Source organism: Ruegeria sp. CH8 (assembly GCF_056536985.1).
In genome coordinates, this window is record NZ_JBQFQR010000039.1 from 1 (window position 1) to 13,380 (window position 13,380).

Below are 13,380 nucleotides of genomic sequence, written 5' to 3' on the forward strand. Positions count from 1 at the left end.
ACGATACGGCGTGGCATCAGCGAGCGGTTTCGAAACCAGCCCGCCACACCCTCGGGATTGGGGTGGGCAAGCGCCGCGCGCGATAGTCTTGCCATCGCGATCCACAACACAGATCGAAATCTCTTTCAGCGAAACATCCTGGCCCGCATAGTGTTCCATAGGTCGTCCTCCTCACGGCTTTTATCCATGAGGTCAACATACCGGACCTCGTTCGCCCCGGATAGCGACCGCCGCAATCACACCATGTCTTGGGGGCTGTACTTCTTTGGCGCATCACGCCACCGTAACCCGATGCGATTGATGGAGATAATCCCGCTCAGCACTCTCTTGTCATCGACCCGCGGTCTGCCATGCGACCGTGGAAAAATAGGGCTCAAAGCGCGCCATCTGCGTGTCCGAAAACCAGAAAAGGTAGCTCATGTCACCGCTCCGTTTTCCGAGCCGTGAATCATGTCGCGCCTTGAAAATCAATGCATCCTGACCCTAGCTCAAGTTTGTCTGACAGAACCCTCCAGGGACCCGAGGAACAAAGACATTGAAAGAAAGGCGGTAACTGTGATGGTGCTGACAGTGCCCTCGTATGATATGTTTTCTTGACTCATTGAAATGTTAGCTCAATATTAGAAAGTAACCATACGGTTACAATAATGCCATTATGGAGGAAGGCATGAACAACGTAATCCGGACATTGAAACTCACGACAGCAGTCGCTGCGTTTTCCGTTACGGCTGCACACGCCGAAGATGTGGAAGTGCTTCACTGGTGGACTTCGGGCGGCGAAGCAGCCGCGCTGAATGTGCTCAAACAAGATTTGGAAACCCAGGGCATCGGCTGGCAGGATATGCCGGTTGCGGGTGGCGGTGGCACCGAAGCGATGACCGTTCTGCGGGCCAGGGTTACGGCTGGTGATCCGCCCACAGCGGTTCAGGCACTGGGTTTCGACATTCTGGACTGGGGGAACCAGGGCGCGTTGGCAAACCTCAACGATCTGGCCGCCCAAGAAGGTTGGGATGAGGTTGTGCCCGAAGCGTTGCAATTCTTTGCGAAAGTCGATGACAAGTGGATTTCGGCGCCTGTCAATGTGCACTCGACCAACTGGGTCTGGGCCAACAAATCCGTGCTTGACGCCAACGGAATTGCCGTTCCTGAAACCTGGGAAGACTTTGTAGCCGCGGTTGAAGCCCTCAAAGCGGCGGGCATCACGCCGATTGCCCATGGCGGTCAAGCCTGGCAGGATGCGACCGTGTTCGATGCGGTAGCCATGTCCACGGGTGGGCCAGAGTTCTACAAAGCGGCCTTCATCGACCTTGATGAAGAGACGCTGGGTTCGGACACAATGAAAGAGGCCTTTGACCGGATGGCGTTCATTCGCGACAACGTCGACGACAACTTCTCGGGCCGAGATTGGAACCTAGCGACGGCGATGGTCATCAATGGGGAAGCCGGTTTCCAGATGATGGGTGACTGGGCGAAAGGTGAGTTCCTGAATGCGGGCAAGGTCCCGGGCGAAGATTTCCTGTGTTTCCGGTTCCCGGGCACTCAGGACCAGGTCACATTCAATGCGGACCAGTTCATGATGTTCGATCAGGGCGGTGCAGTTTCGGAAGAGCAGGCCGCGTTGGCCAGCGCAATCCTGTCACCGTCCTTCCAAATCGCGTTCAACAAGGTAAAGGGATCGGTCCCGGCCCGCACGGACGTTGATGGAAGCGAGCTGGACGCGTGTGGTCAGCAAGGTATGAAGGATCTCGCGGCGGCGGCATCTTCGGGCAACCTGTTTGGCTCAATGGCGCATGGTCATGCGGCTCCGGCCTCGGTGAAGAACGCGGTTTATGACGTGGTTACTGCGCATTTCAACGGCGAGTATGACAGCGAAACAGCTGTGCTGGAGCTGGTCGACGCGGTGTCGATCGCCAAGTGATCCAACTGAGCGGGGCGACCGATCCCAGTCGCCCCGCACTGCCTTGAATTTCATGTAACCTGCTCTCAGGAGTGTTGCCATGTCCACGGCTGCCGAGGCGGATTTCAAAACCCGTCTACAGAACTGGATTCCCAAGCTTGTCCTGTCGCCTTCCTTGGCAATGGTCCTGATATTTGTCTACGGGTTCATACTGTTCACGGTCTATGTGTCGTTCACGGACAGCCGTATTCTGCCCTTCGTGGACAAGGAAGGGCAGCGCACATTCGACCTCATCGGGCTGACGAACTACGAAAAATTGTTCAAACTGTCCCATTGGGAAATCGCGTTGACGAACATGGCCGTCTTTGCCGGCCTGTACATTGTTGTCTGTACGCTCATCGGCCTGACTTTGGCCATCCTGCTGGACCAGAAGATCAGAGGCGAAGGTTTCTTACGTCCGCTGTACCTCTATCCCATGGCGCTGAGTTTCATCGTGACCGGCACGGCGTGGAAATGGTTTCTCGACCCAGGCATCGGTCTTGAAAACATCGTGCAGGCCTGGGGGTGGGAAAACTTCGAATTCGACTGGATCAAGAACCGAGACTTCGCGATCTACACCGTTGTTCTTGCAGCCGTCTGGCAGACCTCGGGTTTTGTTATGGCCATGTTTCTGGCGGGGCTACGCGGGATCGACAATGAAATCCTGAAAGCCGCGCAAATGGACGGGGCGTCAAACTGGAATCTTTACCGCCGCATCATCATCCCGCAACTCAGACCCGCGTTTCTTTCGGCGTTCGTGATCCTTGCGCATCTGGCAATCAAAACATTCGATCTGGTCATTGCAATGACCGGGGGCGGTCCCGGCAGGGCGACCGAACTGCCTGCCACGTTCATGTATTCCTACACGTTCAGCCGCAACCAAATGGGGATCGGTGCGTCATCGGCCGTGATTATGCTGATCACGATTGCGGCGATCATGATCCCCTACCTGTACGCCGAGTTGAAGGAGAAGAAGTGATGGCTGTCGCAAGCTCTGATACCGCCATCCGTACGGGTCGTTTCACGCGCACACTTATCTATGTGGTGCTGCTTCTGTTCGTGCTGTTCTACATGCTGCCGCTGTACATCATGGTCGTGAATTCAATGAAGCCGCTTTCTGAAATCACCGGCGGTGGCATGATGTCCCTTCCAAGCGCCTTCACTCTGGAACCCTGGGCAAAGGCCTGGTCCACCGCGCAGGTCGGGGTCGAACCGACAGGGCTTCGCCCCTATTTCTGGAACTCGATTTCAATGGTTGTTCCAGCCGTTGCCATCTCAACGGTTCTTGGGGCATTGAACGGGTACATTCTGACAAAATGGAGGTTCCGCGGCGACACCATCCTGTTTGGGTTGATGTTGTTTTCGTGCTTTATCCCGTTCCAAATCGTTCTGATTCCGATGGCGGCAATCCTTGGCATTCTGGGCCTTTCCGGCACAACCGCGGGGCTGGTTCTGGTCCATGTGGTTTATGGCGTGGGCTTCTCGACCCTGTATTTCCGAAATTACTATGCGGCTTTTCCAACCGAGTTGGTTCGGGCCGCACAAATCGATGGCGCCGGTTTCTTTCAGATCTTCTGGCGCATCCTTCTGCCATCCTCAGGCCCGATCATCGTGGTTTGTGTGATCTGGCAATTCACCAACATCTGGAACGACTTCCTGTTTGGAGCGTCCTTCGCCTCGGGTGATGGTGCGCCAATGACAGTCGCCCTGAACAACCTTGTGCAAAGCTCAACCGGCGTAAAGGAATATAACGTCCATTTTGCCGGTGCGATCCTTGCCGCAATGCCAACCCTGCTCGTCTACATCGTTGCCGGACGCTATTTCGTGCGCGGCCTGATGGCGGGCTCTGTTAAGGGGTAACCAATGGGTTTTCTCGATATCGATAACGTCACCAAATCCTATGGCGCCATCGAAGTGCTGCATAAGGTCAACATCGCGGTGGAAGAAGGTGAGTTTCTGGTGCTTGTTGGACCCTCGGGTTGCGGCAAGTCCACGCTGTTGAACATGATTGCGGGCCTGGAGGACATCACTTCGGGGGAAATCCGGATCAAAGACGCGCGCATGAACGGGGTGCATCCGTCCAACCGCAATATCGCGATGGTGTTCCAGTCCTACGCGCTTTATCCGAATATGACGGTTGGCCAGAACATCACCTTTGGCCTGGAGATGCACGGAGTTCCAAAGGCCGAGCGTGAAAAAGCCATGGCTGACGTCGCCAAATTGCTGCAGATTGAGCAGCTCCTGGATCGCAAACCGGGTCAACTGTCAGGTGGTCAGCGTCAGCGTGTGGCTATGGGTCGAGCGCTGGTGCGAAACCCCGATGTGTTTCTGTTCGATGAGCCCTTGTCCAATCTCGATGCCAAGTTGCGTGTCGATATGCGCACAGAAATAAAAAAGCTGCACCAAAACCTTGGAACAACAATCGTCTACGTGACCCACGACCAGATCGAGGCAATGACCCTTTCCACCCGGATCGCTGTCATGAATGGCGGGTATGTTCAGCAACTGGGTACGCCGAAGGAAATCTACGATACACCTTCGAACTTATTCGTGGCCACGTTTATGGGCTCTCCTTCGATGAACCTGATCCGGACAAAGATCCAAGTTGAAGGCGCTGCGGTATACGCGATCACACAAAATGATCGCGGTGAGGAAGTGCGGCTTGCCCTTTACGCTCCTTCGGACGCGATAAAGTCGTATGACGGCAAAGACGTGATATTGGGTATCCGCCCCGAGGCCCTGACTGATGTGGAAGGCGCAGATCACCGGTCATCGCATATCGAGTCGATCCGAAACACGGTGACAGTGACCGAGCCCGCAGGCTCGGACACGTTCGTGGCCACGACTATCGGAGGCGCCGAATGCGTCGCCCGCATGCGCGCGGACGCAGAGGTATTACCCGGTCAACAGGCCGAGTTTGCTTTCAACATGGAAAAGGCGGTTGTGTTCGACCCGGAATCCGAGAATAGAATCCTATGAATCCCCAGGGGGCCTTGTCAGAAGAATTTGGCTTGAGGCGGGCAGGACGCGCTCGTATCCTTCAAGCATGAATAAACGGTCGCCCTTCAAGTACTTCAAGACCAGTCCCGAGATCATTCGTTTGGCGGTGATGCATTATTTTCGGTTCCCACTATCACTTCGAAATGTGGAAGATCTGTTGCACGAACGCGGCATTGAAGTGAGCCACGAGACAGTGCGGTGTTGGTGGAACCGTTTCGGTCCGATGTTCGCGGCTGAGATCCGGAGAAATTGGGTCCAGCAGCTGCGGGCATACTCAAAATCGAAATGGCATGTCGGCGAAGTCTTCGTAAAGGTAGACGGTCGGCGGCACTACCTGTGGCGAGCCGTTGATCACGAAGGCGAGGAGCTTGAAGCCATTGTCACCAAACGTCGAAATAAGCAGGCAGTACTGAAATTTCTCAAGAAATTGATGCGACGACACGGTGCTGCGGATGAAGTTGTCACCGATCGCTTCGCGTCATACCGAGCCGCGCTCAGAGATCTCGGTGCGACGGAAAAGCAGAAGACGGGCAGGTGGCTTAACAACCGGGTTGAGGACTCACACCTTGGTACTGTCAGACAAAACAAGTTTGAGGTGGGCAGGGGGCTAGTCTAGCGTCCCATCATGAAAAAGAAATCCCCGTTTCGATCCTTCAAGACCAGCCCGGAGATCATTCGTTTGGCCGTGATGTTGTATGTTCGGTTCCCTCTGTCGCTTCGAAATGTGGAAGATTTGCTGCATGAGCGCGGGGTCGACGTCAGCCATGAAGTGGTTCGATACTGGTGGCACCGGTTTGGTCCGATGTTCGCGTCAGAGATCAAAAAAAGACGCATTGCCGGCATGAAGTCGAGCCAGTTGCGCTGGCATCTGGACGAGATGTTCGTGAAGATTAATGGTGAACGGCACTACTTGTGGCGGGCTGTCGACCACGAGGGTGAAGTCCTTGAAAGCTATGTCATTTAGACGCGGGACAAGAAAGCGATCCTGAAATTATTAGGAAAATCAATGAGAAAGCACGGTCGCCCGGAAGTGACCGTGACCGACAGGCTCCGTTCATATGGTGCCGCATTGCGGGAGCTGGGTATCGCAGATCTCCAGGAAACGGGCCGGTGGCTGAACAACCGTGCTGAAAATTCTCACCTTCCTTTTCGACGACGAGAACGAGCCATGCTCCGTTTCCGGCGGATGCGAAGTTTGCAGAAATTCGCCTCTGTCCACGCCTCTATCTATAACCTGTTCAATTCGGTACGCAGCCTCTACTCCAGACCCAACTTTAAGCTGAACCGTGCCGCTGCTCTCTCCGAGTGGCGCGGTCTTTGCGCGGAATAAGGGGCAGTCATCCTGTCCTTACAGAGACTGGTTCGAATTTGTCTGACAGCACCTCTACCATGCTGAGGCGTCGGGATATGCCCACAGCCAGATTTTACTCTAACTTGACCCAAGTCGCATTTTTTGAAGAGCTTTGCACGCACGCCGCCACAAACTTGACCCCATTAAGCCCGTCATGAACCGTTGGATAAACAACCGACGCGTCAGGTGAAATCCCATTACGGAAAGCTTGGATCGCCTCAGCAGCCTCTCCATAGATATTTGCGAACCCCTCAAGATATCCTTCGGGATGGCCCGGAGGAACTCTGCTCACCCGATTGGCAGTGTCACCAGCTCCAGCTCCATTTCGGGTGATCAGACGCTTTGGTTCGTTGTAAGGCGTAAACCAGAGATAGTTGGGATCTTCCTGGGCCCACTCCAGGCCACCTTTTTCGCCATAGACCCGCAAACGAAGTGCGTTTTCATTACCGGGAGCCACCTGAGAAGACCACAGCATGCCTCGCGCTCCGCCCTCGAAGCGAAGCAAGACATGCGCGTTGTCGTCGACTTTGCGCCCCGGCACAAAGGCTTGCAGGTCCGCCGCCAAGCTCTCCGCCTTCAGCCCGGTTACAAAGCAAGCGAGGTTGTAAGCATGGGTTCCGATGTCGCCGGTTGATCCACCTGCGCCCGAGCGTTCTGGATCGGTTCGCCACTCTGCCTGTTTGAAATCTTGCTGCTCGGTCAACCAGTCCTGCGGGTACTCAACCTGAACAACGCGAATCTTGCCAATTTCTCCGTTAGCAACCATTTCACGTGCCTGCCGGACCATTGGATAGCCCGTATAGTTATGGGTCAGAATGAATAGGGCATTCGCGCTTTCCGCTGCTTTGACCAGCTTTTTTGCATCGGCAAGAGTCGAGGTGAGTGGCTTGTCACAAATTACGTGAATACCGCGTTTCAGGAACTCGCGCGCGGCTGCATAGTGGACGTGATTTGGCGTGACAATTGAGACCGCCTCAATCCCGGATTTCAGCCGGGCTTCCCTTATCGCCATTTGTTTGAAGTCTTCGTAGACCCGTTCGAGTCCCAATGCCCGTCCACTTTCAAGAGATTTCTCTGGTGTCGAAGACAAAGCGCCGGCGACCAGTTCAAACTTGTCGTCCAATCGCGCCGCAATTCGATGTACTCCGCCTATGAAGGCGTCGTTTCCACCGCCAACCATGCCAAGGCGAATGCGGCCCGAAGTTTCATCACTGCGTCCCGTTACCATCACTCGATCCCCAGCATTTTGCGATTGGCCGCGTCGTCTGCGCCACCGTCGGCGAAGTCATCAAAGGCTTTTTCAGTCACACGGATAATGTGATCTGACACAAACTGAGCGCCTTCACGCGCTCCATCCTCGGGGTGTTTGAGGCAGCATTCCCATTCGACCACAGCCCAGCCATCAAAATCATTCGCCGCCATTTTTGAGAAAACTGCACCGAAATCCACTTGGCCATCACCAAGCGAACGGAACCTCCCGGCACGATCAACCCAGCTTTGATAACCAGAATAAACACCCTGCCGGCCGGTCGGGTTAAACTCAGCATCTTTCACATGGAACATTCGAATCCGATCTTTGTAGATGTCGATATTGTCCAGATAGTCGAGGCATTGCAGCACGTAGTGCGACGGGTCGTATAGCATGCAGGCCCGTGGGTGATTTCCCGTCCGTTCCAGAAACATCTCGTACGTCACGCCATCGTGGAGGTCCTCTCCGGGGTGAATTTCGTAGCAGACATCAACGCCGCATTCATCGGCGTGATTCAGGATGGGCACCCAACGACGAGCGAGCTCATCAAACGCCGTTTCGATCAAGCCAGCAGGGCGCTGGGGCCATGGGTAAACATAGGGCCATGCCAACGCGCCTGAGAATGTCGCATGTGCCGAAATGCCCAGATTTTTCGAAGCGGATAGCGCTTTTTTGACCTGGTCTACTGCCCATTCTTGTCGGGCTTTTGGGTTTCCCCTGACGCTTTCAGCCGCAAAGCCATCAAACGCACTGTCATAGGCTGGGTGAACGGCCACAAGCTGGCCCTGAAGGTGCGTTGAAAGTTCGGTGACTTCGACACCATTTTCCTTGGCTTTGCCTTTGAAGTCATCGCAATAACCGGTGCTGGACGCGGCCTGTTCGAGGTCGAATATCCGGCCGTCCCAACTGGGGACCTGAACACCTTTGTATCCACAGTCAGCCGCCCATTTGGTGATCGTGTCCCACGAATTGAATGGTGCTTCGTCCCCCGCGAATTGCGCAAGAAACAAAGCTGGACCTTTGATCGTCTTCATAAAATTTCCTCCCCAAAACCTAAGCCTCTATGGCGGTAAATTTTCCTTCAGATAGATGTCGATACGGATGCGTTCCTGCGCCTTGTTGAATGGAACTTTGTCTGAAGTCGCACGCAGCAGACGGACGGCTGAACGAACAATGTGCCCAGTGTCTTGCGAGATAAGGGCGTCAAATGTACCGAGCGTAAGCGCCTCACGACTAAGAGGAGTAAGCTCATGAGCTATAATTACCAGATCTTTGCTGAGCTTGTTCTCTGAAAGAAATTGAATCAGGCCTGCATTGCCCGCAGCTGACGAGTATATTCCGACCAGATCGGGGTAGGTTTCAAAGATTTCGGGCATCATCTTGTAAATCAGGTTCGGGTCATCCCGGCCTTCGACAGACGCTACGACTTCGAGGTGCGGAAATTCCTCAGCCACAACAAGATCAAAGCCCTGGCGACGCTCTAGGTGGTCACGTGCCAAACGAGAGCCTGTAAGAACCAAGACCTTGCCGTCGCGATGAACAAATCGTCCCATCAGTTGAGCGGCGGTTCGTCCTGCCGAAACATTATCAATTCCGACAAAGTGGTCTCGCTCAGAGCTCGGCAAGTCAGACACCAAGGCAACAACCGGAACGCCTTTGTCCCTGAGCCTTTTTACAGCGTCGCGGACAGAAGGCGTTTCGGGCCCGAAAACGGCGACTCCATCAACATCCAAACTGTCGACAGCATCCAAAATGTTGACGATATCTTGCGGCTCGAACGGAGCGACGTTCTTTACTGCTATGCGCGTCCTTTGGATAAATTGGTCACGTGTTTGTTCAGCGATCTGACTGCTTATTGCCTCCACAAACTCGTTGTCCGTGTCTGGTAAAACAAAGAGGAAATTGTAGACGCGGTTTCGCGCCAGGTTGGCTGCGGCGGTGTCGCGCACATACCCCAGCTCATCAATCGCCTTCTGTACTTTCTGTACAGTCACTGCTCGCACGCCGGGGCGCCTGTTCAAGACCCGATCAACGGTCGCCAGGCTGACACCCGCTACGCGCGCGATGTCATTGACGGTTGGCTTTTTCACCAATTCTAGTTTTTGTTTTTGATCTTCCACGTGTTCTTCAGCCCTCAATCTCCCGTGCTAAGCCTTCAAACAACAAAGCAACAGCTTCAGCGCCGGGATCGTTATGTCCAACCAGGTTTTCTTCGGGAACATATGCTGCGCGGCCCGCCTTCGCACGACGAATTTCCGCTGTGTTGTTCGCACCTTCGCGTGCGGCATTTGCTGCATGTGTCAGCCCAGATGGGAGGGCAGCAAGTGCAGGTGCCAGGGCGTCGATCATTGTCCTGTCACCAACTTTGGCGCCTCCAACTTGGCTGACCCTATTCAAACCTTCCACCAGCGACTTCGGTACAGACGCTCCACTCGCACATGCGTCTCCAGCTGCGTTGAAGAAGATTGCGAGTATCACTCCGGAAGAACCACCCATTGTCTGGCTCAATTCATTGCCCAACGCTGGAAACAGTTGTGTCAAATCAGCGAGCGGCATTCGGTCAAGGCTACCTTGCAATGCTCTTGCAGCCGTAGCCAACGTGCTTCCTGTATCGCCATCCCCAGACTTCGCATCCAGCTCGTTTAGGTTCTTCTCAGCGTTGATGAGCAGTTCGGACAAGCGCGAGATTGTTTCCCTTGTGGCGGGATTGCTCGAAGGAATTGGATCGATAGGTGTCAGACCGTCGGGCAAAGGCGCGACCTTTATCGCATCGATCGAATTGACGCCTGGCCAAGCCGCAAGATCAACAGGAGCCTGGAGTGCCGACAAATCGTCATGATCTACGGGCAGAATGGAAACAGAAAATCCGTGCATATCCAGCGATGTCATCATTGGTGCTGGGCCAATGATATGGCGGGCGATACCTGTCTCGGACAAGGCATGCGTGAGGACTGCCATTTCCAGCGGAGTTGTAGAGCCAAGGTTGTTGACCAACGCCACACAATCCCCAGATCCCACCCTTTGTTTCAGCTTATCCACAACTGTGGACATGGCCGATACAGCATTTGAGAATTCGACTTGCTGTACACCGGGCTCGCCATGTATGCCCAAGCCCAGTTCCGCTTTGCCGGGCGCGATCCTGTCCTCTTTCGGAGAACCCGGAACGGTGCAGGTGTCCAAGCTCATACCAATGCTGACGACCTTTGCGATGGTGGTTCTTGCTGCATTGGTAACTGTATCCAGATCTGCACCATTTTCAGCAAGCGCGCCAGCGATCTTGTGTACGAACAAAGTTCCTGCCACGCCACGGGGTTGTGGCAGGTCGGGCAGGGCGATGTCATCGTCGACGACGACCATTTCAACCTTGCGACCCAATGCACGGGCGCGTTCAGCCGCAAGCCCAAAGTTCAACCGATCACCGGTGTAATTCTTGACGACAAGCAAGCACCCAGCCTCACCCGTAACCGTAAGAATGCCTGCCAGAACCGCCTCGACTGACGGAGACGCAAACACTTCCCCACATACCGCAGCTGTCAGCATACCAGCGCCAACAAAACCTGCATGGGCGGGTTCGTGACCAGACCCTCCGCCAGAAACCAAGGCGACTTTCGACTTGTCCCAGTCCGATCTGTAAACAACCTTGATGTGCGGGTAGCCGTCCAACCGAGTAAGTCGTCCTCCGGAAGATGCCAAAAGGCCGTCTATGGCCTCTGTCACCAAGGTTTCTTTAGTATTGAGGAACTGGGCCATGCTTTTGCTCCTTAATTCACTCGCGCGCCGGACGCGTCAAAATACAATGGGTTGTGTGGGCGGATTTTTATGACTTTTCCTGAGGGATAGTCCTGATGGACATCAATCAAGGTCACAACAGGGTGACCATTCAGGTCCAGGTGCAGCCGCGTTTGATCCCCCAGATGCTCAGCACGTATTACCCGCGCTTCACGGCCTTCGCCTTCAATTATGTTTTCCGGGCGAAGACCAATCTGCGGGCCTTTGTGATCGCCTCCGAACAACTCGGACGGCAAGATGTTGATCCGAGGCAGACCCAACCGGCTGGCTACGTAAACACTGCCCGGGTTTTCATAAATGTCCCGGGGTGTTCCGTACTGCACCAACCGGCCGTTTTCCAAAACCCCGATATGCGTCGCCATTGTCATGGCTTCGACCTGATCATGGGTCACGTACAGCAAAGTCGATCCCAGATCTGCCTGAATTCTCTTCAGTTCTACCCGCAAATCCGCCCGAAGCTTGGCGTCCAAAGAGCTGAGGGGTTCATCCATAAGGAATATTTGGGGATCGCGCACAAGCGCCCGTCCAATTGAAACGCGCTGCATTTCACCGCCAGACAGTTCAGTGGCTTTGTTGTCCAGTTTGTGCGGGATCTGGAGGATCTCCGAGACTTCGTTAACCTTCCTGGCGATCTCACCCTCTGGCGTCTTCAGGATCGGCGAACGCAAAGGGAAAGACAGGTTTTCACGCACTGTCATATGCGGGTACAGCGAGTATTGCTGGAAGACCATGGCTATATCGCGCTGGGCTGGCGTTTCTATTCCAACATCTCGCCCGGCTATACGCACCGTTCCTGAATCCAGTTTCTCAAGTCCGGATATCAATCTCAGCGTCGTTGTTTTTCCCGCACCAGTTGGACCCAACAACACCACAAAGGCACCGTTGGGGATCGTCATTGAAATATCATCCACCGCTTTAAGATTGCCGAATGACTTCGAGATATTCTCCAAAACGACTTCAGCCATTACTTAGTACCTCGTCGTTCAGAGCGGACCTCAAAGCGCGCCCGGTAGATTTTTCAAATAGGGTTACTGCCGGAGAGCGGAACTCCAATCCTACTGTCTCACCGGGACTGACGACTTCGCGTGCATCAATCCGGGCTTTCAGTTCTCCGTTCGGGCTTTGCAGCGTCACGATCTGAGTGGTTCCCAGATATTCCGCGGCCAGAACCTTGGCCCGGTAGGCGCTCGCATCCGACAGAAAAACATGTTCGGGACGGACACCAAAAACCAATTCACCTTCGGCCCCTTCCATCAGCTTGGGCACTGCTTCGTCATGGCCGTTCAGTCGGACCATTTCCGAGCCGGGCTCGACCTTTCCCTGAAACGGCAGGAAGTTCATCGAAGGAGACCCAATAAAATCCGCCACGAACATCGTAGCCGGTTTGTCGTAGATTTCCTGAGGCGTGCCGAATTGCTCGATCACAGCGTTGTTCATCACCACGATCTTGTCGCCCATTTGCATGGCTTCCAACTGATCGTGGGTAACGTAAACGGTGGTTGCGCCCATGCGATCATGAAGCGCGCGCAGTTCTTCGGCCATGTGCTCACGAAATTCGGCATCCAGGGCACCAAGAGGTTCGTCCATCATGAACGCCTTGGGTTCGCGAACAATCGCGCGTCCAAGCGCTACACGCTGTCTGTCGCCGCCTGAAAGCCCACCTACTGGGCTATCCAGTATGTCGTTTATCCCTAGAATTCCGGCGACTTCCTCGACTTTGGCTTTTACGGCGGGGCGCGGCATACCCTGCGATATTAGCGGGTAGCTGATGTTCTTGCGCACGTTCATGTGGGGATACAGCGCGAACATCTGGAACACGAAGGCAATGTCTCGCTCCGACGGAGGCCGCTGGCTGATCTCTTCACCGTCCAGATAGATTTCACCCGATGTTGGAAGTTCCAATCCCGCGATCATCCGTAGAGTCGTCGTTTTTCCGCAACCGGATGGCCCCAGCAGCATGAAAAACTCACCGTCTTCAATCGTGAACGAGCTTTCGCGGACAGCCGTGAAATTGCCGAACATCTTTTTTACGTTTTTGACTACGATCTGAGCCAT

The 13,380-nt window shown here is 54.5% G+C and carries 10 protein-coding genes and 3 pseudogenes; 6 read left to right on the forward strand and 7 right to left on the reverse strand.

Going from position 1 to position 13,380, the window contains the following annotated elements; all coding sequences use genetic code 11:
* Positions 1-251 precede the first annotated feature (251 nt).
* Positions 252-420: pseudogene (locus tag ACR0ER_RS23825) on the reverse strand (transposase); the annotation flags it as partial.
* Positions 421-667: 247 nt separating this feature from the next.
* On the opposite strand from ACR0ER_RS23825, the gene ACR0ER_RS23830 reads away from it, so the two are divergent.
* The 6 genes and pseudogenes from ACR0ER_RS23830 to ACR0ER_RS23855 all read left to right on the forward strand — a co-directional run bounded on the left by ACR0ER_RS23830 (position 668) and on the right by ACR0ER_RS23855 (position 6,266).
* Positions 668-1,918, forward strand: a complete 1,251-nt coding sequence (locus ACR0ER_RS23830) for an ABC transporter substrate-binding protein (RefSeq protein WP_480771023.1) — start codon at positions 668-670, stop codon at positions 1,916-1,918.
* 79 nt (positions 1,919-1,997) lie between these two features.
* Positions 1,998-2,915 (forward strand): carbohydrate ABC transporter permease, encoded by a 918-nt coding sequence (locus ACR0ER_RS23835; RefSeq protein ID WP_480771024.1) that lies wholly within the window; start codon positions 1,998-2,000, stop codon positions 2,913-2,915.
* Positions 2,915-3,796 (forward strand): carbohydrate ABC transporter permease, encoded by an 882-nt coding sequence (locus ACR0ER_RS23840; RefSeq protein ID WP_480771025.1) that lies wholly within the window; start codon positions 2,915-2,917, stop codon positions 3,794-3,796. The genes ACR0ER_RS23835 and ACR0ER_RS23840 overlap by 1 nt, the downstream gene beginning before the upstream one ends.
* A gap of 3 nt (positions 3,797-3,799) precedes the next feature.
* Positions 3,800-4,915 carry an ABC transporter ATP-binding protein gene (locus tag ACR0ER_RS23845; protein WP_480771026.1) on the forward strand — a complete coding sequence of 372 codons (1,116 nt, stop codon included), beginning with the start codon at positions 3,800-3,802 and terminating at the stop codon, positions 4,913-4,915.
* A gap of 67 nt (positions 4,916-4,982) precedes the next feature.
* A pseudogene (locus ACR0ER_RS23850) lies at positions 4,983-5,525 on the forward strand (IS6 family transposase); the annotation flags it as partial.
* Positions 5,526-5,561: 36 nt separating this feature from the next.
* A pseudogene (locus tag ACR0ER_RS23855) lies at positions 5,562-6,266 on the forward strand (IS6 family transposase).
* A gap of 94 nt (positions 6,267-6,360) precedes the next feature.
* Here ACR0ER_RS23855 and ACR0ER_RS23860 read toward each other — a convergent pair.
* The 6 genes from ACR0ER_RS23860 to ACR0ER_RS23885 are packed head-to-tail and all read right to left on the reverse strand — an operon-like array spanning position 6,361 to position 13,380.
* On the reverse strand, positions 6,361-7,515 hold the full coding sequence (locus ACR0ER_RS23860) for a Gfo/Idh/MocA family protein (RefSeq protein ID WP_480771027.1): 1,155 nt from the start codon (positions 7,513-7,515) through the stop codon (positions 6,361-6,363).
* Positions 7,515-8,570, reverse strand: a complete 1,056-nt coding sequence (locus ACR0ER_RS23865; protein WP_480771028.1) for a sugar phosphate isomerase/epimerase family protein — start codon at positions 8,568-8,570, stop codon at positions 7,515-7,517. The genes ACR0ER_RS23860 and ACR0ER_RS23865 overlap by 1 nt, the downstream gene beginning before the upstream one ends.
* A 27-nt stretch (positions 8,571-8,597) precedes the next feature.
* A complete protein-coding gene (locus tag ACR0ER_RS23870; RefSeq protein ID WP_170336536.1) occupies positions 8,598-9,656 on the reverse strand; it encodes a LacI family DNA-binding transcriptional regulator in 1,059 nt (352 codons plus the stop codon).
* A gap of 7 nt (positions 9,657-9,663) precedes the next feature.
* A complete protein-coding gene (locus ACR0ER_RS23875; RefSeq protein ID WP_480771029.1) occupies positions 9,664-11,286 on the reverse strand; it encodes a dihydroxyacetone kinase subunit DhaK in 1,623 nt (540 codons plus the stop codon).
* An 11-nt stretch (positions 11,287-11,297) separates the two neighbouring features.
* Positions 11,298-12,290 carry an ABC transporter ATP-binding protein gene (locus tag ACR0ER_RS23880; RefSeq protein ID WP_480771030.1) on the reverse strand — a complete coding sequence of 331 codons (993 nt, stop codon included), beginning with the start codon at positions 12,288-12,290 and terminating at the stop codon, positions 11,298-11,300.
* A complete protein-coding gene (locus ACR0ER_RS23885) occupies positions 12,283-13,380 on the reverse strand; it encodes an ABC transporter ATP-binding protein (RefSeq protein ID WP_170336530.1) in 1,098 nt (365 codons plus the stop codon). Before ACR0ER_RS23885 ends, ACR0ER_RS23880 begins: the two co-directional genes overlap by 8 nt.